Genomic DNA, 20,744 nt, shown 5'->3' with positions numbered 1-20,744 from the left:
GTGGCCTGCTTTGTCTTGGCAAGGCTGAAGGTAAGATAGGCAACCACCGGGACGTTTTGCCGCAGCAGCGGTCAAGATGCTTCAGGAAAGTATCCATAAAGCAGGAGTCATTCGATGGCCCGTATTAGTGTTGAGCGTGCCCACGGCCTGGGCAAGGAAGCAGCCCGCGAGAAGGCTGATCTGTTGGCGCAGAAGCTGTCCGATCAATATGGCCTGGAGCCGCAATGGTCCGGCGACACCCTGAACCTCAAACGTTCCGGTGTGAAAGGCGCGGTACATGTCAGCGAAGATTCGATCCGCGTCGATGTGGAGTTGGGCCTGATGATGTCGGCCATGAGCGGCATGATCAAATCGGAAATCGAAAAAGCCCTTGATAAGGCCTTGGTCTGATTCCGGATTGAAATCCCTTCATCTGTAGGAGTGAGCCTGCTCGCGATAGCGGTCTGTCAGTCAACATTGATTTCGACTGACAGACCGCTATCGCGAGCAGGCTCACTCCTGCATTTGTTTTGTGTGAAGCCAAAGTTTTATGTCAGTTGTTAGGGTGCCGTTTCTAATTTTTCTCCCTACTTTGTGCCTGAGCCCGACACTTTCGCGGGCAGTTCCTCAAACCTTCTGCGCGTGAGGTGCACCATGGCCAAAGTTATTTTGAAGAAAAAAATCGACGCTTCGACTACTGCTCTGGGCGACGTCAAATCCTATGCCCGCAAGATCTGGCTGGCAGGCCTGGGGGCCTACACCAAGGTCGGTCAAGAGGGCAGCGAGTACTTTCAAGAGTTGATCAAGGCTGGTCAAACTGTTGAAACCAAAGGTAAAAAAGTAGTTGCCGAGAAACTTGAAGCGGCTAACACAGAGATTGAAGAAGCCAAGAGTGAAGTGAGCACTTTTAAAGGCAAGGTCGAAGTTCAACTCGACAAGGTCGAGAAGGCTTTTGACTCGCGTGTCGCAAGTGCCTTGAATCGTATCGGCATTCCGTCTAAACATGACGTTGAGACACTCTCTGCTAAGCTCGATGAGCTGACGGCATTGCTCGAACGCGTCGCGCGTAAATCTTAAGGAGAACGGGATGGCTGGTAAAAAGAACACCGAAAAAGAAGGCAGCTCGTGGATCGGGAAAGTCGAAGACTACTCCCGCAAAATCTGGCTTGCTGGTTTAGGCGTGTACTCGAAGATCGACACTGACGGCAGCAAGCTCTTCGATACATTGGTTAAAGACGGCGAGAAAGCCGAGAAGCTCACCAAGAGCGCTGTCGGCAAGAAAGTCGATGCCGCCAAGGACTCCGCTTCGTCGGCCAAGTCGCGCATCAGCGGCGTGAAAGATCGTGCACTGGGCAAGTGGGATGAGCTGGAAGGGGCTTTTGACAAGCGCCTGAACAGCGCCATTTCGCGCCTGGGTGTACCGAGCCGCAATGAAGTGAAAGCGCTGCACAGCAAGGTCGATACCCTGACCAAGCAGATCGAGAAACTCACCGGCGCCAAGGTTGCACCTGTTGCGGCGAAAACCGCAGCGGCCAAACCTGCTGCTAAACCAGCCGCCAAAAGCGCTGCCAAGCCACTGGTAAAAGCGGCTGCCAAACCGGTCGCCAAAGCCGCGTCGAAAGTCGCATCCGCCGCCAAGTCCGCTACCAAAACTGCCGCCGCCAAACCTGCAGCAGCCAAGACAGCGGTCAAATCGGTTGCTGCCAAAGCCGCCGCCAAACCAGCAGCAAAACCGGCTGCCAAAACTGCAGCAGCCAAACCGGCAGCCAAGCCAGCGGCAAAACCTGCCGCAGCGAAGAAGCCAGCAGTGAAGAAACCGGCCACGCCTAAGGCTGCCGCGCCAAAACCAGCAGTGGCTGCCGCCAAACCGGCGACCCCGGTCAGCACGTCGAACTCCGCTGCTGCACCGACCCCAGCTGTAACCCCGACTGTCGCGCCAGCTCCATCGACGCCAACCAGTCAGTCCTGATTTTCAGGGCTCAAGAAAACGCCCGGCCTGCAAAGGTCGGGCGTTTTTGTTTGTGCACGATTTCATATACACCGCAGAACCCTTGTGGGAGTGAGCCTGCTCGCGATTGCGGTGTGTCATTCAACATTGATATTGGCTGACCCGGCGACATCGCGAGCAGGCTCACTCCCACAGTGAAATGTGTTTATCCAGTGAAAGGGTTACTCGTGTTCTTCGAGGTATTGCAGGGCCAGGTGCTCGGTCGCCACTTTGATCGGCGGCAGCAAATGCGGCGCCACCAGCATCATGATCTGATACACCACCAACCTGACTTCACCCTCGCGATCAAGAATCCGCTGATAGTCCAGTGAGAACAGCAGCGTCATGGTGATCTGCTCCACCAACTGCCCCAGCGCTTGAGTGTCACTGACCAACTGCCCTTGCGCCTTCAATCGCGCCAGCAACGAAGCCAGCGTGCGCTTCAGTGCATTGAGCAGATTGCGGATGCCCTTGGCCAGTTTCGGCAGGCGCCCGGCCAGGTTTGACAGGTCCTGGAACAGAAACCGGTAATGGGCCAGCCGCTCGACGATCAAGTGCAGGAACAACCAGTAATCCTCCGGTGCCAGCTCCACGTCGGCCGGAGGATCAAGCAGTGGCGCAAGCTCGGCCTGGAAACGCTCGAACAAGCCGAGAATCAACGGTTCCTTGCCGTGGAAGTGGTAGTAGAGATTGCCCGGGCTGATGCCCATTTCGTTGGCAACTTCCATGGTGGAAACGTTCGGTTCACCCTTCTGATTGAACAATTGCAGGGCACATTCGAGGATCCGGTCGCGGGTTTTCATCCAGTCTTCTTAATGGTCGGGTCATGCCACGGCAGGCGTGTGCCGTGGTTCGTTGTCAGTCAGCGCACACGCACGTAAGTGCCGGGTGCCGCCTCCATCGGTGGATAGTTCTGGTTGCCGAGGGCCATGTGGGTTTCTTTTTGCGCGCCCGAGCGTTCCTGAATCCAGCTCAGCCATTGGGTCCACCAACTGCCGTCGACTTGCTTGGCGTCGTAATACCACGCCCGTGGGTCGCTGCTCAGTTTCGCGCTCTCGACGAAGTTGGCCTTCGGGTTGCTCGGCGGGTTGAGGATGCTCTGCACATGACCGCTGTTGGACAGGACGAAACGTCGCTCGCCACCCAGCAGCAGCGTCGAGCGATACACCGCGTCCCACGGCGTGATGTGGTCGTTGATGCCGGCCACGCTGAAGCTGTCGACCGTGACTTTCTGCAAGTCGATCGGCGTGCCGCACACTTCAAGGCCGCCCGGATGACTCAGTGGGTTGTGCTTGAAGAAGTCCAGCAGGTCGCCATGCAAGGCTGCCGGCAACCGGGTGTTGTCGTTGTTCCAGTAGAGGATGTCGAACGCTGGAGGCTCCTTGCCCAACAGGTAGTTATTGACGAAGTAACTCCAGATCAAATCGTTGGGACGCATCCAGGCAAAGACCTTGGCCATGTCGCGCCCGTCCAGCACACCTTTCTGATAGGAGCGACGCTTCGCCGCTTCCAGGGTCTGTTCGTCAGCGAAAAGCGTCGCCGGAGAGTCCATCTGACTGTCGAGCAGGCTCACCAGATACGTCGCGCTGGATACCCGCCGCAGTTGTCGCTTGGCCTGCAAGTGGCCTTGCAGCGCGGCGATGGTCAGCCCACCGGCGCAAGCGCCCATCAAGTTCACTTCGCGAGCGCCGGTGATTGCCCGGCAAACGTTCATCGCTTCTTCAACCGCTTCGACGTAGGTCGACAGACCCCATTCGCGATGGCGCACATCCGGATTGCGCCAGCTGATCATGAAGGTCTGCAGGCCGTTTTTCAGGGCGAACTGGACGAAGCTGTTATGCGGGCTCAGGTCGAAAATGTAGTACTTGTTGATCTGCGGCGGCACCACCAGCAGCGGTTTGGAATACTGCTTTTCGCTCATCGGCTTGTACTGGATCAGCTCCAGCAGCTCGTTGCGAAACACCACGGAACCCGTGGTGGTGGCGACCGTTTTACCGACCTCGAACGCTTGCTTGGTGACTTGTCTGGGCAGGCCGTCGTTGTGCAGGAAATCGTCGACCAGATGGCTGATGCCACGCACCAGGCTGTTACCGCCGGAATTGAAGATTTCCTTGATCGCCAGCGGATTGAGCAGGGTGTTGGACGGCGCCACGGCGTCATTGAGCAAGGCGAACGCAAAGTGGGCCCGAGCGCGATCGTCCGGGGTCATGTTGCTTTCGTCGATCCAGCTTTTAACTTCTTTCTGCCAGCTCAGGTAGGCCTGCAAGCTGCGGCGATAAAACGGGTTGAGGCTCCACGCCGGGTCGGCAAAACGACTGTCCTGCGGGTTGGTCGGGTGCAGGGTTTCCCCCAGCATGACGCGACCCAGTTGGCCGCCCAGTTTCAAGGCATGTCGAACGCTGTGCACCGGGTTACGCAAGCCATGGGCGGCAACGCTGCGCAGGGTCGAAAACAGATCCCGGCCACGCAGGCCGGTGATCGCACTCTGCGCGTTGATGAACGCGGCGGGAGTGGGCAAAAAGTCCCTCGCTGGTTTGTCGCGCATGTGTCAACACTCCTTCGTCTTTCAGGCCAAATACAAACACATCGAACCAGAACACCATAGACGCTGTTATGGGTTGTTGCGCGGTGCGGCGTCCTGCCGACCGACAATGGGCTGGTTAACCGCCCAATGGCGCGGGATGCGGATGCATCACGGCGCGCTGACGTTCCTCCTCGAGGAATTTCATGATGATCGGTGCCACCGCTTCGGCGCGGGTAATCAGGAACAGATGCCCGTCATCGATGATGTGCAACTGCGCATTGGGGATCCGCCAGGCCAGCATGCGCATGTTGATCAGCGGGATCAGTGGATCGTCGTCGCCGGCCAGTACCAGCGTCGGCTGGTTGATCTTGTGCAGCCAGTGAATACTGGTCCAGCCAAGCCCGGCGAACAGCTGCCAGTAGTAACCGAGTTTGCCCGCCGAACGGACCTTCGCCGCATGGCTGGCGGCCAGGGTCGGATCGCGACGGAAAGAGCCGCCGTAGATCATCGGCGCAATGCGGATCACGTGAGACGGCTGGATGTAGCGCCGCGGGCTGGCCATCATCCACAGCACTTTCGGTTTGCCCGGCACCATCACCGCGCCGGCCGCCGTGGCCGCCAGCACGAGTTTCTTGCAGCGCTCGGGATAGTCGTAGGCGAACTGCTGAGCGAGTGCGCCTCCCCAGGAAACGCCGATGACGTTGACTTGCCCGTAGTCGAGATAGTCGAGCATCCGCGCCGTGAGTTTCGCCAGGCCCGGAAAACGGTACGGCCGATTCGGCGTCGACGAACCGCCGACACCGGGAACGTCGAAGGCGATGACTTCCAGGTCCGGGTCCAGCGCTGCCACGAACGGAAACACCAGCTCCAGGTTGGCGCCGATGCCGTTGAAAATCAGCAAGGGCGTCAAGTGAGGCTTGCCGGGGCGTACCGCCGTGCGGAGGGTCTGGCCATCCAGGTCGACGGTACGGAATATGAACGGTTGCGGCATGCTTCAGGCCCTGTGGGTTAATTCATCCCCGGTCCCCCTGCAAGAGCGAAGCTTGCTCGCGAAGGCGTCAAGTCAGTCGACATCCATGTTGAATGAAAGACCGCTTTCGCGAGCAAGCTTCGCTCCTGCAGAGGGGCGCGGGGTGTGTCAGTTACCGCTCATGCACATAAGTGCCGGGTGCTGCTTCGCCCGCTGGATAGGCCTTGTTCCCCAGGCTCGCCGGGGACTTCTTCAGCTTGCCCGAACGCTCGGCCTGCCAGGCCTGCCAGTGCAGCCACCAGGAGTCAGTGTGCTTGGTGGAGTTCTCTTGCCAGTCTTCGGCTTTGACCGGCATTTCGGTGCTGGTCATGTAGCGCGATTTCGGATTGCCCGGCGGGTTCAGAATGCTCTGGATATGTCCGCTGCTGGACAGCACGAACTCGACCTTGCCGCCAAACAACTGCGCCGACTTGTAGCAGGACTTCCACGGCGTGATGTGGTCGTTGGTGCCGGCCAGGGAAAAGATGTCGGCCGTGACCTGCTTCAGGTCGATCGGCGTGCCGCACACTTCCAGTGCATCAGGACGGATCAGCGGGTTGTTTTTGAACATTTCGATCAGGTCGCCGTGGAATGCGGCGGGTAACCGGGTGGTGTCGTTGTTCCAGAACAGGATGTCGAATACCGGCGGCTCGTTGCCCAGCAGGTAGTTGTTGACCCAGTAGTTCCAGATCAGATCGTTGGGGCGCATCCAGGCGAAGACTTTCGCCATGTCGCGGCCTTCCAGCACACCGGCCTGATAGGAATGGCGCTTGGCGGCTTCGAGGGTCTGCTCGTCGACGAACAAGGCCACGTCGCTGTCCAGGGTCGTATCCAGCACGCTGACCAGCAGGGTGAGGGCGTTGACCTTCTTCTCGCCGATCGCGGCGTAGTGGCCCAGCAGCGCGGTGCAGGTGATGCCACCGGAGCAGGCGCCCAGCATGTTCACGTCTTTGCTGCCGGTGATCGCAGTAACCACGTCGACCGCTTCCTTGAGCGCTTCGATGTAGGTCGACAGACCCCACTCGCGCTGCTCCTTGGTCGGGTTGCGCCAGCTGACGATGAACGTCTGCACGTTGTTGCGCAGGCAGAAGCGCGCCAGGCTCTTGTCCGGGCTCAGGTCGAATACGTAGAACTTGTTGATCTGCGGCGGCACCACCAGCAGCGGACGCTCGTGCACCTGCTCGGTGATCGGGCGGTACTGGATCAATTCCAGCACGTCATTGCGGAACACCACCGCGCCTTCGGTCACGCCCAGGCTCTTGCCGACTTCGAACGCGCCCATGTTGACCTGGCTCGGCATGCCGCCGTTGTGTACCAGATCCTTGGCCAGGTGCGAGAGGCCGTCGAGCAGGCTTTTGCCGCCGGTCTCGAAGAACCGTTTGACCGCCGCCGGGTTGGCCGCACTGTTGGTCGGGGCCATGGCTTCGGTCATGAGGTTGATCACGAAATGCCCGCGACTGACGTCTTTGGGCGGCAGGTTGCTGTCGTCAATCCAGTCGTGGAGTTCCTTGCGCCACGCCAGGTAAGTTTGCAGATAACGTTTATAGAGCGGGTTCTGGCTCCAGGCCGGATCGGCGAAGCGACGGTCATCGCTGGTAGGTTGAAGTTCTGATTTGCCGAACAACACGTTCTTCAATTCAAGGCCGAAATGGGCGACATGCTTGGCACTGTGAATCGGTTGTTTGATGGCCTGCCTGAGCACCATTCGAGCAGAAGCCAGTAGATCCTTTCCACGCAGCCCAACGACAGGATTCAGCCCCAAGGTGTTTTCCGAGGCTTGATACTTCAAGTCATCGTTATTCTTGTTACTCATCTACGACGCTCCATTGTCCTGAGACGAGTACCTGGGTCCAGCTGTGGTCACACAGCCAATGCCAGGTACTTATGCTCGGGTGACCGTTAATTCTGCATCGCTGCTTTTTACGGCAGAGAGCACTGCAGGGAACTTGCCAGCTCCATTGGTTACCCGAGTTTAATTTTTTTCGCAAGCGGGCCAATCATTGACCCAGGAGCGGAGCATTCAAACAGATGGAATTAGAAAATGCCCTCTAAAGAGCAAGAGGGCTGACCTAGAGCATCAGCTTGACGATGGATTCGTTCGGATCGCGGGTCTTTCCGGCGGCTTTGAGTTCGGCAAGATAATCGTTCCAGAGATCCTCTTGGCGCACGCCCAGCTGGTACAGATATTCCCAAGTGAACAGGCCGCTGTCGTGTCCGTCGTCGAAGGTCAATTTCAGTGCGTACTGACCGGCCGGTTCTACCTTGGTCAGGCCTACGCCGATCTTGCCAAATTGCAGGATAGGTTTGCCGTGGCCCTGGACCTCGGCGGAAGGAGAGTGCACGCGAAGGAACTCGGCGGGCAGGTGATATTCCTCGCCGGACGCGTATTTCAGCGACAGGGTTTTCGAGGCTTTGTGCAGTTTGATGTCGGTGGGGAGTTGGGTCATGGCCTGCGTTCCGTTATGGATGGAACCCTGTAGGAGCGAAGCTTGCTCGCGAAAGCGTCAGGTCAGACGACATTTACGTTGATTGAATGACCGCTTTCGCGAGCAAGCTTCGCTCCTACAAGTATGGTTTACAGGATATAACGGGACAGGTCTTCGTTCTGCGCCAATTCGCCGAGGTGACTGTTGACGTAATCGGCGTCGATCAGGATCGCCTTGTCGTCATGGGCGCTGGCCAGGTCGCCGGCGCTGAACGACACTTCTTCGAGCAAGCGTTCGAGCAAGGTGTGCAGGCGACGGGCACCGATGTTCTCGGTCTTCTCGTTGACCTGCCAGGCGATCTCGGCAATTCGCTTGATGCCGTCCGGCTGGAACTCGATGACCAGGCCTTCGGTTTTCAGCAGGGCGCAATACTGCTCGGTGAGCGACGCATGCGGCTCGCTGAGGATGCGCTCGAAATCTTCCGGCGTCAGCGCCTTCAGCTCGACACGAATCGGCAGGCGACCTTGCAGCTCCGGCACCAGGTCACTTGGCTTGCTCAGGTGGAACGCACCGGAAGCGATGAACAGGATGTGGTCGGTCTTGACCATGCCCAGCTTGGTGTTGACGGTGCAGCCTTCGATCAGTGGCAGCAAGTCACGCTGCACGCCTTCACGGGATACGTCAACGCCACCGGAGTTACCGCGCTTGGCGACCTTGTCGATTTCATCGATGAACACGATGCCGTGCTGCTCGACTGCTTCCAGCGCCTTGGCCTTCAACTCTTCATCGTTGACCAGGCGGCTGGCTTCCTCGTCACGCACCAGTTTCAGCGCTTCCTTGACCTTGATCTTGCGGTTTTTCTTTTTGCCCTTGCCCATGTTGGCGAACAGGCTCTGCAACTGGTTGGTCATTTCTTCCATGCCCGGTGGCGCGGAGATGTCGACGCCGGCCATTTCGGCGACTTCGATTTCGATCTCCTTGTCATCCAGCTGACCTTCGCGCAGGCGCTTGCGGAACAGCTGGCGGGTGTTGGAGTCGGCTGACGGGGCGTCGTCATTGTTAAAGCCCATGCGTGCCGGTGGCAGCAGGGCGTCGAGGATGCGTTCCTCGGCGGCGTCTTCGGCGCGGTGGCGAACCTTGGTCATTTCCTGTTCGCGCAGCAGCTTGATCGCCGCGTCGGCCAGGTCACGAATGATCGATTCGACATCGCGACCGACGTAGCCGACTTCGGTGAACTTGGTCGCTTCGACTTTGATGAACGGCGCGTTGGCGAGTTTGGCCAGGCGACGGGCGATCTCGGTTTTACCGACACCGGTCGGGCCGATCATCAGGATGTTCTTTGGCGTTACTTCAACGCGCAGCTCTTCGGGCAGCTGCATCCGGCGCCAGCGGTTACGCAGCGCGATGGCGACGGCGCGCTTGGCATCGTCCTGGCCGATGATGTGGCGATTGAGTTCGTGGACGATTTCACGGGGAGTCATGGACATAGTAATTGGCGGTCCTCAAGCAAAAGTGAGCCGTGGCACTAAGGCCGGAACAGGCTTACTCGGCGAGGTCCTGCTCCTCAATGGTGAAGGTGTGGTTGGTGAATACGCAAATGTCGCCGGCGATTCCGAGTGCGGTTTCGACGATTTCCCGGGCCGACAGATCGGTTTTCTTCAGCAGCGCGCTGGCGGCGGCCTGGGCGTAACCGCCACCGGAACCCATGGCGATCAGGCCTTCTTCGGGTTCGACCACGTCGCCGTTGCCGGTGATGATCAGGGAGGCGTCTTTGTTCGCGACGGCGAGCATGGCTTCGAGGCGGCTGAGGGAGCGGTCAGTGCGCCATTCTTTGGCGAGTTCGACAGCGGCGCGAACCAGGTGGCCCTGATGTTTCTCAAGCTGGCCTTCAAAACGCTCGAAGAGGGTGAAGGCGTCAGCGGTGGCCCCGGCAAAACCGGCGATGACCTGGCCGTGGTACAGGCGACGAACTTTCTTCGCGTTGCCTTTCATCACGGTATTACCGAGAGAAACCTGGCCGTCGCCGCCCATGACGACTTTGCCGTGGCGGCGAACTGAAACGATGGTGGTCAAGGGAGAGTCTCCACGCAGCGGGGCGAAAATGCCTTATGCCAACTCATATGGGGGTGGCGATGCGTTTTTCAACTGCGGGGCGGGAGAGGGGACGAGCGGTGTTGCGCGGGGATGGGTGTGTTGGCTGTTCTGGCGCCTTCGCGGGCACGCCTCGCTCCTACAGGGAATAACGCAATCCTTGTAGGAGCGAGACTTGCCCGCGAAGAACGATAACGCGGTGCCCCTGACGAAATCAGCGGTTCTGGCGTTGTTGTAACAACAGGTTGCTGAAGCCGGCGCCGGACAGTTGTTTCTGCGCCGTGGTCAGCTGTTCGCGATTGCTGAACGGCCCGACCAGCACTCGATACCAGGTTTCGTCTTTGACTGTGCCGGATTCAACCGCTACCGCCTGGCCCAGCAGGATGATCTGCGCCCGAACCTTGTCCGCGTCAGCTTCCTTGCGGAACGAACCGGCCTGGAGGAAGAACTTGGTCACCGGGGCTGCTTTGGACACCGGTGGCGCTGGCGGCGGCGTGATCCCGGCCAGTGCCGCCTGGGCTCGCGCAGTATCAATCTTCGCTGCTTGCTCCGGCGTGACCGGCGTGGTCGGAATTGCCGGCACTTGTGGCGTCGGCAGGGTTTTCTCCGGCACGGCATCCGGCGGCACGATCACTTCCGATTCCGGCAGCAGGGTGTAGAAGTCGTACTTTGGCTTCACCGGTTGCGTCGGGCTCGGCGGGGTCTTGTTGGCCTCGGCGATCTTGGTGGCTTTCTGCTGTTCGATCTTCTCGCGCTTGACGCTCTCGCTGCCCTTGCCCGGTTCCAGTTTCATCAGGAACACAATGAACGCGCCGACCGTCAGGCCGATGGCCATCCACAGCCAGCCCGGGATCGGTTGCTTTGCAGGAGCTTGGTAACGGCTGGCGCCACGCTTGGGTGCAGGTTTTTTCTTGGCAGCCAACTTACATACGCTCCAGAGTTTCCAGACCCAAGAGTTCCAGGCCTTGCTTGAGAGTGCGGCCGGTCAGCGCGGCGAGGCGCAGACGGCTCTGCATTTGCGCCGGGGTGTCGGCGCTGAGGATCGGGCAGTTCTCGTAGAAGCTGGAGAACAGGCCGGCGACATCGTACAGGTAGGTGCACAGAATGTGTGGCGTGCCTTTTTCGCACACGTTGTTCAGCACTTCGCCAAATTGCGCGAGCTTGGCTGCCAACTCGTGTTCGTGTGCTGCTTCGAGGACGATCTGGCCTTCGACTTCACTGAAGTCCTTGCCGAGTTTGCGGAATACACCGGCCACGCGGGTGTAGGCGTACAGCAGGTACGGAGCAGTGTTGCCTTCGAAGTTCAGCATCAGGTCGAAGTTGAAGCTGTAGTCGCTGGTACGGTGCTTGGACAGGTCAGCGTATTTCACTGCGCCAATGCCCACGACCCTGGCGATGTTGCGCAATTCGTTTTCGGCCAGCTCCGGGTTCTTGTCTTTCACCAGGGTGTAGGCGCGTTCCTGGGCTTCGGTCAGCAGATCGATCAGCTTCACGGTGCCGCCATCACGGGTCTTGAACGGACGGCCATCGGCGCCGTTCATGGTGCCGAAGCCCATGTGTTCCATTTCCATCGGGTGCGTCACGAAGCCGGCCTTGCGGGCGACTGCGAACACTTGCTGGAAGTGCAGCGCCTGGCGCTGATCGACGAAGTACAGCGCGCGGTCAGCCTTGAGTTTGCCGCTGCGATAACGCACGGCTGCCAGGTCAGTGGTGGCGTAGAGGTAGCCGCCATCGGCCTTGACGATGATCACCGGCAGCGGGTCGCCGTCGGCGTTCTTGAATTCGTCGAGGAACACGCACTGGGCGCCATTGCTTTCGACCAGCATGCCGGCGGCCTTGAGGTCGTTGACCACGTTGATCAGGTCGTCGTTATAGGCGCTTTCGCCCATCACGTCGGCCATGGTCAGTTTGACGTTCAGCAGTTCGTAGATTTTCTGGCAGTGCGACAGCGAGATGTCCTTGAACTTGGTCCACAGGGCCAGGCAGTCCGGGTCGCCGGCTTGCAGCTTGACCACCAGGCCGCGGGCGCGATCGGCGAACTCTTCGGATTCGTCGAAGCGTTGCTTGGCGGCGCGGTAGAAGTTTTCCAGGTCGGACAGTTCATCGCTGGTGATCGGGTTTTCTTGCAGATAAGCCATCAGCATGCCGAACTGGGTGCCCCAGTCGCCGACGTGGTTCTGACGGATGACGTCGTCGCCGAGGAACTCCAGAACGCGTGCCACGCCGTCGCCAATGATGGTCGAACGCAAGTGACCGACGTGCATCTCTTTGGCCAGGTTCGGGGCCGACAGGTCGACCACAGTGCGCTGCACCGGGCCAGCTTTGCGCACGCCGATGTGGTCGTCGGCGAGGGCGGCATCCAGGCGAGTGGCCAGGGCATCAGTGTTCTGGAAGAAATTCAGGAAGCCCGGGCCGGCGATTTCGGTCTTGGTGACGTTTTCATCAGCCGGCAGCGCAGCGATGATTTTCTCTGCCAGGTCACGCGGCTTCATGCCGGCCGGTTTGGCCAGCATCATCGCGATGTTGCTGGCGAAGTCGCCGTTCTTCTTGTCACGGGAGTTTTCCACCTGGATCGCCGGCGACAGGCCTTCAGGCAACACACCTTCGTTGACGAGTTGGGTGATGGCTTGTTGGATCAGCTGGCGAATGGTGTCTTTCATGGTGTTCTCTTTCGACCGCAAGCGCGGCGGCGCTTCGATGCGCTAGTGGAAAAACTGGGCATTATCCGTTGCGAAGACGGGCTTGCCAACTATAGCGGGCAGGTTATGGATATGTGGTGACAAATCGGGCCTCTTCGCGGGCCAGCCTCGCTCCTACAGTTTTTGTGTCGTTCACAGTATTGGCAAACGACTCTCCCCCTGTAGAGCGAGCCTTGCCCGCGAAGGCGATCGACCAATCAATACAAATCGACGGGATCCACATCCAGCGACCAACGCACCGCCCGCCCGCTCGGCATCTGCTCCAGCGCCAGCAACCAGCTACTCAGCAGCCGATGCAACGGCGCCCGGGCCGTGGCTTGCAACAACAACTGCGCACGATAACGCCCGGCCCGGCGCTCCATCGGAGCCGGCACCGGGCCGAGCAGCTCAATACCGGTCAGATTCTGCTCAGCCAGCAAGCGCTCGGCCTCGCTACACGCTTCATCGAGAAAACCTTCGGCCTGTCCCGGTTTATGCGCTTCGGCCCGCAGCAACGCCAAATGCGCAAACGGCGGCAATCCTGCCGAGCGGCGTTCGCTCAAGGCCTGTTCGGCAAAGGCGAAATAGCCTTGTTCGGTCAATTGCACCAGCAGAGGATGATCGGCCAGGTGCGTCTGGATAATCACCTTGCCCGGCTCTTCGGCGCGACCCGCACGGCCCGCTACCTGAACGATCAACTGTGCCATGCGCTCGCTGGCGCGGAAGTCGCCAGAGAACAATCCACCGTCGGCATCGAGAATCGACACCAGCGTAACCCGTGGAAAATGGTGACCTTTGGCGAGCATTTGCGTGCCCACCAGAATGCACGGTTGGCCTTTCTGGATGGTGGCGAACAACTGATTCATCGCGTCCTTGCGCGACGTACTGTCGCGGTCGACCCGCAGCACCGGGACGTCCGGGAACAGAATCGCCAGACGCTCTTCTGCGCGTTCGGTGCCGGCACCCACCGGCCGTAAATCGACTTTGCCGCACTTCGGGCAATGCCGCGGCACGCGTTCCACGTAGCCGCAATGGTGGCAGCGCAATTCGCCGGAGCGCTGGTGCACGGTCATCCGCGCATCGCAGCGCTGGCACTCGGACATCCAGCCGCAGTCATGACACAGCAGCGTCGGCGCAAAGCCGCGACGATTGAGAAACACCAGGACTTGCTGACCAGCCGCCAGCGTCTGGCCGATGGCTTGCTGCATCGGCCCGGAAATACCGCTGTCCAGCGGACGGCTTTTCACATCGAGACGCAGGAATCGCGGTTGCTTGGCGCCGCCAGCACGCTCGTTCAGGCGTAGGAGCCCATATCGACCGGTGTAGGCGTTGTGCAGGCTTTCCAGTGAAGGCGTGGCGGAGCCGAGGACAATCGGGATGTTTTCCTGCCGCGCGCGCACCAAAGCCAGATCGCGGGCGTGATAGCGCAGGCCTTCCTGCTGTTTATAGGAGCCGTCATGCTCTTCGTCGATGATGATCAGGCCGGGATTTTTCATCGGCGTGAACAGTGCCGAGCGGGTGCCGATAATGATGTCGGCGTCACCGTCCCGGGCCGCGAGCCAGGCCTCGAGGCGCTCCCGATCATTGACTGCCGAGTGAATCAGGGCGATGCGCGCATTGAAACGCTGCTCGAAGCGCGCGAGGGTTTGCGGGCCGAGGTTGATCTCCGGGATCAGGACCAGCGCCTGCTTGCCGGCTTCGAGGGTTTCGCGGATCAGCTGCAAATAGACTTCGGTCTTGCCGCTGCCGGTAACGCCGGCCAGCAGGAACGCATGATAACTGTCGAACCCGGCGCGAATCGCTTCATACGCGGCACGCTGCTCTGGGTTGAGTGGCAATTCCGGTTGCGCCAGCCAATGTTCGTGGCGGGCGCCGGGAGCGTGCTTGCGGATTTCCACCTGCACCAGATCCTTGGCCAGCAACAGATCCAGGCTGTCCTTGCTCAGCATCAGTTTGCTCAACAACTGATGGGCGACGCCGTGAGGATGTTGGGCCAACGTGGCCAGGGCTTCGCGCTGGCGCGGCGCTCGGGCGATACGCGGATCATCCAGGCTGGCACCGGGCGCGGCGGACCAGAAGCGTTCCTGGCGCGCCTCGGCCAATTCGCCCTGGCGCAGCAACACCGGAAGCGCCCAGCTCAAGGTGTCACCGAGGCTGTGCTGGTAGTACTGCGAGGTCCACAGACACAGCTTGAACAGTGCTGGCGGTAGCGGCGGGGTGGCGTCGAGCAGGGCCAGCGCCGGTTTGAGCTTTTCCACCGGGACTTCGCTGGTGTCGGTGACCTCCACCAGAATCCCGATCATCTCCCGCCGGCCAAACGGCACCCGCAGGCGCATGCCCGGTTGCAACTGGGCGCGCAGGATCCCGGCCGGGGCACGGTAATCGAACAGGCGGCGCAGCGGCGAAGGCAGGGCGAGGCGCAAAATGGCGTCGGGCACGCGGGGATCTCGATAAACGGGCAGTAAAAGAAGTCGGACGCATACTAATTGTGGGAGTGAGCTTGCTCGCGAATGCGTTGGGTCAGACACCTCATCGCTGGCTGGCAGGCCGTATTCGCGAGCAAGCCCGCTCCCACAAGGGGCACATATCAGGCGGGGAGCCTAGCAGACGGTCGGTAGAAGCGACAGCTTGCGCGATTGGCATTGTCTGGTAGAATCCGCGGCCTAATTACGTGCGGTATTCAACAATAGTGTTGAGTGGCGGCACGCTAGCCCGAGGAAGACACCATGAAAGCCGATATCCATCCAACATACGAAGTCACCGCAGTTACCTGCAGCTGTGGCAACAAGTTCGAAACTCGTTCGAACCTGGCCAAGCCTCTGGCGATCGACGTATGCAACGAGTGCCACCCGTTCTACACCGGTAAGCAGAAGACTCTGGATACTGGCGGTCGTGTACAGCGCTTCGCAGACCGTTTCGGCGCTTTCGGCAAGAAAGCTCCTGCTGCTGCAGAGTAAGGTTGAAAAGCCCCATGGGCTTTACCTTGCTAACGAAAAAGGCGTCCCTCGCGGGCGCCTTTTTTGTGTCCGCGATTTGGCTGTCCGGCGCCCAGGCCTTCTGCCCGGTGCCGAGCGGGCTTACACCCGTCGCGGTGCAGCGAGTGGTGGATGGCGACACCTTGCGCCTGAGCGATGGCCGCAGTGTGCGCATGATCGGCTTGAATACGCCTGAGCTGGGCAAGCAGGGCCGTTCCGACGAGCCGTTCGCCGTGGTCGCGCGCAAACGCCTGGAAGCGCTGGTGGCGGCCAGCGACGGGCGCGTGGGTTTGCTGCCCGGCAAAGAAAGCAAAGATCATTACGGTCGCACGCTGGCCCATGTTTATGGCGCCAATGGCGCCAACCTCGAAGCGCAGATGCTCGCCGAGGGCCTTGGTTTTCAAGTGGCGGTCGCGCCGAATGTCGATTTGGTCAGCTGTCAGCAAGCCGCCGAACTCAGCGCCCGTCAGGCCGGCCTTGGTCTGTGGCAGCAACCCCCTGTACTGAAAGCGGAGCAGATCAACGCCTCCGGTTTTGCCGTGCTCAGTGGTCGTGTGAGCAAGGTTCAGCGCAATCGCGGCGGAGTTTGGATTGAGTTGCAGGACGCGGTTGTATTGCGCGTTGCACCCAATTTGCTAGGGCAGTTCGATGTTGCATCGCTTGAGCGGTTGAAGGGCAAGCAGATTGAGGCGCGTGGCTGGGTCGTGGATCGATCGCGTCGGGGCGGCTTGAAACCCGGGCAGGCACGCTGGCTTCTGCCGCTGACCGATCCGGCGATGCTGCAAGCGGCGCCCCGATAAAAAATTGTAGACATTTTTTATGGCGATTGTGAACAGTCTATCCCTTGTGTTCCGCGGCTCTTGGCCCAAAGTCGTAGGGCAGGGCGCTTGACAGGGGTGACCGGTCAGTCTTGTGGGGACTTTGCGACACGCGTATCCTCGGCGGTCCGTCTGTCCAACAGTAAAAGCGGAATGCCCACATGTCTGATTTGAAAACTGCCGCTCTCGAATATCATGCCCATCCTCGTCCAGGGAAGCTGAGTGTCGAGCTCACCAAGGCCACCGCTACCGCCCGCGACCTGTCGCTGGCCTACAGCCCCGGCGTAGCCGAACCAGTACGCGAAATCGCCCGCGATCCTGAACTGGCCTACAAATACACCGGCAAAGGCAACCTGGTTGCAGTCATTTCCGATGGCACCGCGATTCTCGGCCTGGGTAACCTCGGCCCATTGGCTTCCAAGCCAGTCATGGAAGGTAAGGGCGTGTTGTTCAAGCGCTTCGCCGGCATCGACGTTTTCGACATCGAAGTCGACTCCGAAAGCCCGCAAGCCTTCATCGACACCGTCAAGCGTATCTCCATCACCTTCGGCGGCATCAACCTGGAAGACATCAAGGCACCTGAGTGCTTTGAGATCGAGCGCGCTCTGATCGAGCAGTGCGACATTCCAGTGTTCCACGACGACCAGCACGGCACCGCAATCGTTACCGCGGCCGGCATGATCAACGCCCTGGAAATCGCTGGCAAAACCCTCGCTGACGCCAAGATTGTCTGCCTGGGCGCCGGTGCGGCCGCCATCTCCTGCATGAAGTTGCTGGTGAGCATGGGCGCCAACATCGAAAACATCTTCATGGTTGACCGTACCGGTGTGATCCACTCCGGCCGTGACGACCTGAACCAGTACAAGGCTGTCTTCGCTCACGCGACCGACAAGCGCACCCTGGCTGACGCCCTGACCGGTGCTGACGTGTTCGTTGGCCTGTCCGGCCCGAACCTGCTGAGCGCTGAAGGCCTGAAGTCCATGGCGGCCAACCCGATCGTGTTCGCCTGCTCGAACCCGGATCCGGAAATCGCCCCGGAACTGGCGCACGCCACCCGTGACGACGTGATCATGGCGACCGGCCGTTCGGACTACCCGAACCAGGTCAACAACGTATTGGGCTTCCCGTTCATCTTCCGCGGTGCCCTGGACGTTCGCGCCAAGCGCATCAACGAAGAAATGAAAGTGGCAGCGGCCAACGCCCTGCGCGAACTGGCCAAGCTGCCGGTTCCTCAGGAAGTGTGCGACGCCTATGGCGGCATCAAGCTGGAATTCGGTCGTGAGTACATCATTCCAAAGCCAATGGATGCCCGCCTGATCACCGTGATCTCCGATGCCGTGGCCAAGGCCGCCATTGAGACCGGCGTAGCGACCCTGCCGTATCCGAAGAACTACCCGCTGAAAAGCGTGGATGACGTGTTCAACGGCTAAGCCGTTGTAGCGCTTCAACCGAAAGCCCCGGCTCAATTGAGTCGGGGCTTTTTTTTGTCTGTGGTTTTTGTGGTGTCTGTAAGGATCTCTTCGCGGGCAAGCCTCGCTCCTACAGGGGCAAGCGCTGGGAACTTTCCATGTCCGTAGGAGCGAGGCTTGCCCGCGAAGAGGCCCTCAAGGACAAAGCAAACCTGCAGGCCATAAAAAGCCCCGCTCTTCTTGAGAAGGCGGGGCTTTTGCGTTGCGCTACGATCAGAACAGATCGATTGGCGCTACTTCGTCCGCTGGCAGCGGGCTGCCCGGCGCATTGCCGTTACCCAGTTCATTCACCGACGGAGGCGTGTCCTCTGCCTTGAACAGCTCGAAGTACGCGCCTGGCGTGCCTGGGCTGGCCGCACGGCCGCTGACGGGGTCAACCCGCAAACTGAGAATGCCTTCCGGCTCTGGTTGAGTGTGAGGCGGCTTGTCCTTGAGCGCGGCAGCCATGTAGTTCATCCAGATCGGCAGCGCGACGGTGCCACCGAACTCGCGCTTGCCCAGGCTTTCAGGCTGATCGAACCCGGTCCAGACGGTGGTTACGTAATCGGCGTTGTAGCCGGAGAACCAGGCGTCCTTGGATTCGTTGGTGGTACCGGTCTTGCCCGCAATGTCACTGCGACCCAAGGCCAGTGCGCGGCGGCCGGTGCCGAGTTTGATCACGTCCTCAAGCATGCTGTTGAGGATGTAAGTGGTGCGACCGTCGACGATGCGTTCGGCCACGGCCGGCGTTTGCGGCTCAGTGCCGGGTGCGGCTGGAGCTTCCCCTGGAGTCGCATTGACCGTGAATGCCTGGGCGTCGGTCGGTGCGGCGATGCCGTTGGTCACTGCGGCGCCCTGAGGAACGCTCGGCGGGTTGGCGACGAACAGCGTGTCGCCATTGCGGCTTTCAATCTTGTCGATGATGTACGGGCTGATTTTGTAGCCACCGTTGGCGAAGGTGCTCCAGCCGGTGGCGATTTCCATTGGCGTAAGGGTTGCGGTGCCCAAGGCCAGGGACAGGTTGCGCGGCAGGTCCTGCTTGTTGAAGCCGAACTTGCTGATGTAGTCGATGGTGCGATCGATGCCCAGCGCCTGCACCAGACGGATCGACACCAAGTTGCGCGACTTGTACAGCCCTTCGCGCAGGCGGATCGGGCCGAGGAAGGTGTTGGTGTCGTTCTTCGGGCGCCAGACCTTGTCCAGGTATTCATCGACGAACACGATCGGCGCATCGTTCACCAGGCTGGCGGCGGTGTAGCCGTTATCCAGCGCGGCGCTGTACACGAAGGGCTTGAAGCTCGAACCCGGCTGACGCTTGGCCTGCATGGCGCGGTTGTAGTTGCTCTGCTCAAAGGCGAAACCACCGACCAGTGAGCGAATGGCGCCGTTCTGCGGATCAAGGGATACCAGCGCGCCTTGCGCTTGCGGGATCTGGCTGAACTTCAGCGAATTGTCCGGTTGGCGCTGCACGCGAATCAGGTCGCCGACCTGAGCCACGTCCGAGGGCTGCTTCGGATTGGCGCCCATGCTGTTGGTGTTCAGGAACGGACGCGCCCATTTCATGCTGTCCCAGCCGACGTGTTCTTCGCCGGTGCGGGTCAATACTTGCAGGCCAGTCTTGTCGACCTGAGTGACGATGGCGGGCTCAAGGCTGCTGATGGTCCGCTGTTTGGTCAGTTCGGTGGCCCAGGCCTCGCGAGTCTTGCCCGGCAGGCGCGACTCGGGACCGCGATAGCCGTGACGCTGATCGTAGGTCATCAAGCCTTCGTGCAGCGCGGTGTTGGCCATTTCCTGGAGATTGCTCGGCACCGTCGTGGTCACGCGAAAACCTTCGGTGTACGCATCGCTGCCATAGCGGCCGACCATTTCGGCACGGGCCATTTCAGCAATGTACGGCGCGTTCACTTCCGGCGTCGGCACGTGGTAGCTGGCGTTCAGCGGTTCGTTGATCGCAGTGGTGTAGTCGGCTTCGGTGATTTTGCCGAGCTTGTACATGCGCCCCAGGATCCAGTCGCGACGTTCCTTGCTGCGGGCCGGATTGGCCAGCGGGTTGAAGCGCGAAGGGGCTTTTGGCAGGCCGGCGATCATCGCCATCTGCGCCAGGCTGACATCACGAATCGATTTGCCGTAGTAAACCTGCGCGGCGGCTTCGATGCCATAGGCGCGGTTACCCAGGTAGATCTTGTTGACGTACAGCTCCAGGATTTCGTCCTTGGTCAGCTGCCGTTCGATCTGCAGGGCCAGGAGGATTTCGGTGGTTTTGCGCGAGAAGCTGCGTTCGCTGGTCAGGAAGAAGTTCTTCGCCACCTGCATGGTGATGGTGCTGCCGCCGGACTGGATGTGGCCGCTTTTTACCAACTGGGTTGCAGCGCGCATCAAGCTGCTGGGATCGACGCCGTAGTGGTTGGCGAAATTATCGTCTTCAGCACTTAGTAACGCATTGATGAAATTGGGGGGAATGTCGGCGAAACGGATTGGTGTGCGGCGCATCTCGCCAAATTCTGCGATCAACTTGTTGTCGCTGCTGTATACCCGCAATGGAATCTGCAACTGGATGCTTCGCAGAGCCTCCACAGATGGCAATCCCGGACTAAGGTAAAGAAACGCGCCGCTCAGACCAAGGAGCAGTCCGCAGAAAACGGCGACGATGGACCAACCGAAAAATTTCAGCAGACGAATCAAGGCTTTGGGATATCCAGGGCAAAGAATGAATTGGGCAACAGGGTTCAGATAACAGGGAACGACCCGCGCTTGCAGTAAAAACCGGAAAAAATCGCTGGGCATTATAAGCATTTTTCCGTCGAGGGCG

General features: G+C 59.9%; 17 protein-coding genes. 6 read left to right on the top strand and 11 right to left on the bottom strand.

Annotation, left to right across the window (positions count from 1 at the left end; genetic code table 11):
- The first annotated feature begins 114 nt into the window (after positions 1 to 114).
- The 3 genes from AB4N91_RS24880 (at position 115) to AB4N91_RS24870 (ending at position 1,948) form a co-directional block, all read left to right on the top strand.
- Positions 115 to 390 carry a polyhydroxyalkanoic acid system family protein gene (locus tag AB4N91_RS24880; protein WP_010464468.1) on the top strand — a complete coding sequence of 92 codons (276 nt, stop codon included), beginning with the start codon at positions 115 to 117 and terminating at the stop codon, positions 388 to 390.
- Positions 391 to 633: 243 nt separating this feature from the next.
- Positions 634 to 1,056, top strand: a complete 423-nt coding sequence (locus AB4N91_RS24875; protein WP_010464467.1) for a phasin family protein — start codon at positions 634 to 636, stop codon at positions 1,054 to 1,056.
- Between the two features lie 10 nt (positions 1,057 to 1,066).
- On the top strand, positions 1,067 to 1,948 hold the full coding sequence (locus tag AB4N91_RS24870; protein WP_010464464.1) for a phasin family protein: 882 nt from the start codon (positions 1,067 to 1,069) through the stop codon (positions 1,946 to 1,948).
- 200 nt (positions 1,949 to 2,148) lie between these two features.
- Here AB4N91_RS24870 and AB4N91_RS24865 read toward each other — a convergent pair whose 3' ends face one another.
- From AB4N91_RS24865 to AB4N91_RS24820, 10 genes are all read right to left on the bottom strand, one after another.
- Positions 2,149 to 2,769 (bottom strand): TetR/AcrR family transcriptional regulator, encoded by a 621-nt coding sequence (locus AB4N91_RS24865; protein ID WP_010464462.1) that lies wholly within the window; start codon positions 2,767 to 2,769, stop codon positions 2,149 to 2,151.
- A 59-nt stretch (positions 2,770 to 2,828) separates the two neighbouring features.
- A complete protein-coding gene (phaC, locus tag AB4N91_RS24860) occupies positions 2,829 to 4,511 on the bottom strand; it encodes a class II poly(R)-hydroxyalkanoic acid synthase (RefSeq protein WP_010464460.1) in 1,683 nt (560 codons plus the stop codon).
- A 115-nt stretch (positions 4,512 to 4,626) separates the two neighbouring features.
- Positions 4,627 to 5,481 carry a poly(3-hydroxyalkanoate) depolymerase gene (gene phaZ, locus AB4N91_RS24855; RefSeq protein ID WP_010464458.1) on the bottom strand — a complete coding sequence of 285 codons (855 nt, stop codon included), beginning with the start codon at positions 5,479 to 5,481 and terminating at the stop codon, positions 4,627 to 4,629.
- 151 nt (positions 5,482 to 5,632) lie between these two features.
- Entirely contained in the window at positions 5,633 to 7,312 is a 1,680-nt protein-coding gene (phaC, locus tag AB4N91_RS24850) for a class II poly(R)-hydroxyalkanoic acid synthase (RefSeq protein ID WP_010464456.1), read from the bottom strand.
- Positions 7,313 to 7,568: 256 nt separating this feature from the next.
- Complete coding sequence (locus AB4N91_RS24845) at positions 7,569 to 7,946, bottom strand: gamma-butyrobetaine hydroxylase family protein (protein WP_102593627.1); 378 nt, start codon at positions 7,944 to 7,946, stop codon at positions 7,569 to 7,571.
- Positions 7,947 to 8,074: 128 nt separating this feature from the next.
- Complete coding sequence (gene hslU / locus AB4N91_RS24840; RefSeq protein ID WP_010464452.1) at positions 8,075 to 9,412, bottom strand: ATP-dependent protease ATPase subunit HslU; 1,338 nt, start codon at positions 9,410 to 9,412, stop codon at positions 8,075 to 8,077.
- Positions 9,413 to 9,467: 55 nt separating this feature from the next.
- Positions 9,468 to 9,998, bottom strand: a complete 531-nt coding sequence (gene hslV, locus AB4N91_RS24835) for an ATP-dependent protease subunit HslV (RefSeq protein WP_007899242.1) — start codon at positions 9,996 to 9,998, stop codon at positions 9,468 to 9,470.
- A gap of 232 nt (positions 9,999 to 10,230) precedes the next feature.
- Complete coding sequence (locus AB4N91_RS24830) at positions 10,231 to 10,938, bottom strand: SPOR domain-containing protein (protein WP_010464446.1); 708 nt, start codon at positions 10,936 to 10,938, stop codon at positions 10,231 to 10,233.
- 1 nt (position 10,939) lies between these two features.
- Entirely contained in the window at positions 10,940 to 12,676 is a 1,737-nt protein-coding gene (gene argS / locus AB4N91_RS24825; RefSeq protein ID WP_010464443.1) for an arginine--tRNA ligase, read from the bottom strand.
- A 236-nt stretch (positions 12,677 to 12,912) separates the two neighbouring features.
- Positions 12,913 to 15,132 (bottom strand): primosomal protein N', encoded by a 2,220-nt coding sequence (locus tag AB4N91_RS24820; RefSeq protein ID WP_010464441.1) that lies wholly within the window; start codon positions 15,130 to 15,132, stop codon positions 12,913 to 12,915.
- A 288-nt stretch (positions 15,133 to 15,420) separates the two neighbouring features.
- On the opposite strand from AB4N91_RS24820, the gene rpmE reads away from it, so the two are divergent.
- The 3 genes from rpmE to AB4N91_RS24805 all read left to right on the top strand — a co-directional run bounded on the left by rpmE (position 15,421) and on the right by AB4N91_RS24805 (position 17,917).
- Complete coding sequence (gene rpmE, locus AB4N91_RS24815) at positions 15,421 to 15,651, top strand: 50S ribosomal protein L31 (protein ID WP_059181778.1); 231 nt, start codon at positions 15,421 to 15,423, stop codon at positions 15,649 to 15,651.
- Positions 15,652 to 15,665: 14 nt separating this feature from the next.
- On the top strand, positions 15,666 to 16,469 hold the full coding sequence (locus AB4N91_RS24810) for a thermonuclease family protein (protein ID WP_460111853.1): 804 nt from the start codon (positions 15,666 to 15,668) through the stop codon (positions 16,467 to 16,469).
- A gap of 179 nt (positions 16,470 to 16,648) precedes the next feature.
- Positions 16,649 to 17,917, top strand: a complete 1,269-nt coding sequence (locus AB4N91_RS24805) for a malic enzyme-like NAD(P)-binding protein (RefSeq protein WP_010464435.1) — start codon at positions 16,649 to 16,651, stop codon at positions 17,915 to 17,917.
- A gap of 252 nt (positions 17,918 to 18,169) precedes the next feature.
- Here AB4N91_RS24805 and AB4N91_RS24800 read toward each other — a convergent pair whose 3' ends face one another.
- The gene (locus AB4N91_RS24800; RefSeq protein ID WP_460112680.1) at positions 18,170 to 20,614 is read right to left on the bottom strand and encodes a penicillin-binding protein 1A; all 2,445 of its coding nucleotides are present in this window, start codon (positions 20,612 to 20,614) and stop codon (positions 18,170 to 18,172) included.
- Between the last annotated feature and the right edge of the window lie 130 nt (positions 20,615 to 20,744).

Source organism: Pseudomonas sp. H3_D04, from assembly GCF_054669175.1.
This window is presented reverse-complemented; position numbering and strand designations above follow the sequence as displayed.

Coding starts and splice junctions, on each gene's coding strand:
- AB4N91_RS24880 (WP_010464468.1), top strand. CDS start 115: ATGGCCCGTATTAGTGTTGAGCGTGCCCACGGCCTGGGCAAGGAAGCA.
- AB4N91_RS24875 (WP_010464467.1), top strand. CDS start 634: ATGGCCAAAGTTATTTTGAAGAAAAAAATCGACGCTTCGACTACTGCT.
- AB4N91_RS24870 (WP_010464464.1), top strand. CDS start 1,067: ATGGCTGGTAAAAAGAACACCGAAAAAGAAGGCAGCTCGTGGATCGGG.
- AB4N91_RS24865 (WP_010464462.1), bottom strand. CDS start 2,769: ATGAAAACCCGCGACCGGATCCTCGAATGTGCCCTGCAATTGTTCAAT.
- phaC (WP_010464460.1), bottom strand. CDS start 4,511: ATGCGCGACAAACCAGCGAGGGACTTTTTGCCCACTCCCGCCGCGTTC.
- phaZ (WP_010464458.1), bottom strand. CDS start 5,481: ATGCCGCAACCGTTCATATTCCGTACCGTCGACCTGGATGGCCAGACC.
- phaC (WP_010464456.1), bottom strand. CDS start 7,312: ATGAGTAACAAGAATAACGATGACTTGAAGTATCAAGCCTCGGAAAAC.
- AB4N91_RS24845 (WP_102593627.1), bottom strand. CDS start 7,946: ATGACCCAACTCCCCACCGACATCAAACTGCACAAAGCCTCGAAAACC.
- hslU (WP_010464452.1), bottom strand. CDS start 9,412: ATGTCCATGACTCCCCGTGAAATCGTCCACGAACTCAATCGCCACATC.
- argS (WP_010464443.1), bottom strand. CDS start 12,676: ATGAAAGACACCATTCGCCAGCTGATCCAACAAGCCATCACCCAACTC.
- rpmE (WP_059181778.1), top strand. CDS start 15,421: ATGAAAGCCGATATCCATCCAACATACGAAGTCACCGCAGTTACCTGC.
- AB4N91_RS24810 (WP_460111853.1), top strand. CDS start 15,666: ATGGGCTTTACCTTGCTAACGAAAAAGGCGTCCCTCGCGGGCGCCTTT.
- AB4N91_RS24805 (WP_010464435.1), top strand. CDS start 16,649: ATGTCTGATTTGAAAACTGCCGCTCTCGAATATCATGCCCATCCTCGT.